Origin of the sequence: Stenotrophomonas sp. 2YAF22 (assembly GCF_052114665.1) — a bacterium.
Taxonomy (GTDB): domain Bacteria; phylum Pseudomonadota; class Gammaproteobacteria; order Xanthomonadales; family Xanthomonadaceae; genus Stenotrophomonas; species Stenotrophomonas indicatrix.
Window position 1 is genome coordinate 1 of the sequence record NZ_JBFRFE010000872.1, and the last position, 1,293, is coordinate 1,293.

At 69.4% G+C, this 1,293-nt stretch carries 2 protein-coding genes; both read left to right on the forward strand.

All coding sequences use genetic code 11. The features are described 5' to 3' along the window. Positions 1 to 208, forward strand: a 208-nt coding sequence (locus AB4Y84_RS21870; protein ID WP_442250960.1) for a GNAT family N-acetyltransferase, incomplete at its 5' end; no start/stop codon positions are given. A 100-nt stretch (positions 209 to 308) separates the two neighbouring features. Continuing rightward, positions 309 to 1,293 (forward strand): thioredoxin family protein (locus AB4Y84_RS21875; RefSeq protein ID WP_442250961.1); only part of this gene is annotated, 985 nt, incomplete at its 3' end.

The window sequence follows — 1,293 nt, forward strand, 5'->3', positions numbered from 1 at the left end:
AGGCATTGGTCGTGCCCTGCTGCAGGCGGTCCTGCCGCAGGTGCGTGGTCCGCAGATGACCGTGCGCGCCTCGCTCAACGCCGTGCCCGCCTACGAACACTATGGATTCGTGCTGGATGGTGACGTCGGCCAGTTCAACGGCCTGATCTACCAGCCGCTGGTGCTGACCGTGCCCGCTCCGGTGGGTGCGGACCCTGGTCCGCACTGATGCCCAGCCCACATGCCGTGCTGCGCGGGCGACATAAGCAAACTGCATCAGCCAGCACCCTGACCGTTCCTACAATGGCCCCATCACCCTGTCCTTCGAGATGCTGCCGATGCGCGTCGCGCTTTCCATGTTGCTGCTGGCCTCGGCCCTGAGCGCCTGCTCCCCCGCTTCCGCTCCGGTGCCGACGGCGCAGGCGGCAGCCACCGCGCCGGCCTCCGCCATCGCCTGGCGCCAGGGCGACGTGGATGATGCCTTCAACGAAGCCGCCGAGAGTGGCAAGCCGGTGCTGCTGTACTGGGGCGCGGTGTGGTGCCCGCCGTGCAATCAGCTCAAGGCGGGGCTGTTCAAGGATCCGGCCTTCATCGCACTGACCGGCAAATTCGTGCCGGTCTACCTGGACGGCGACGAAGAAGGCGCGCAGGCATGGGGCGAACGCTTCGGCGTGCGCGGCTATCCGACCCTGATCGTGCTCGACCCGCAGCGCAACGAAATCACCCGCGTGGCCGGCGGCAACGACGCGGCCGAACTGACCCGGGCCCTGACCGTCGCCGCCAGCCGCCGCAGCGCTGTCGCCGAAACACTTGCGACCGCGCTGGCGACGCCGGCCACGCTTGGCGCCGAAGACTGGCAGGTGCTGGGCGATTACGGCTGGGAGGTGGATGCCAACCGCCTGGCTGGCAAGCGCAGCGCCCAGGACGTGCTGCAGCAGCTGGCCAAGGCCGCACCGGAGCCTGCGCTGCAGCGTCGCTTCGCGCTGCTCGCGTTGGCTACCGCCGAGAAACCGACGGCAGCGCCCACCCAGGTACGCGAACTGTTGCAGGCGGTGCTGGCACAACCGGCGGAGGTACGTCGCAACCGCGAGCTGCTGGGGTATGCCGGCGCCGGGCTGGTCAAGCAGGCCAGCGCCGGTCCGGCCAGCAGCAATGCCCTCGGCCAGCAGTTGCTGGTCGCGCTGGAACGTGCCGATGCCGCGCGTGGTGATCGCGCAGACGATGCCTTGTCACGTGCGTTGACCGAGTTGGCGCTGGCGCGCCAGCAGCAGCCTGAAGGCGCGCTGCCGGCAGCACTGGTGCAGCGGGTAAAGC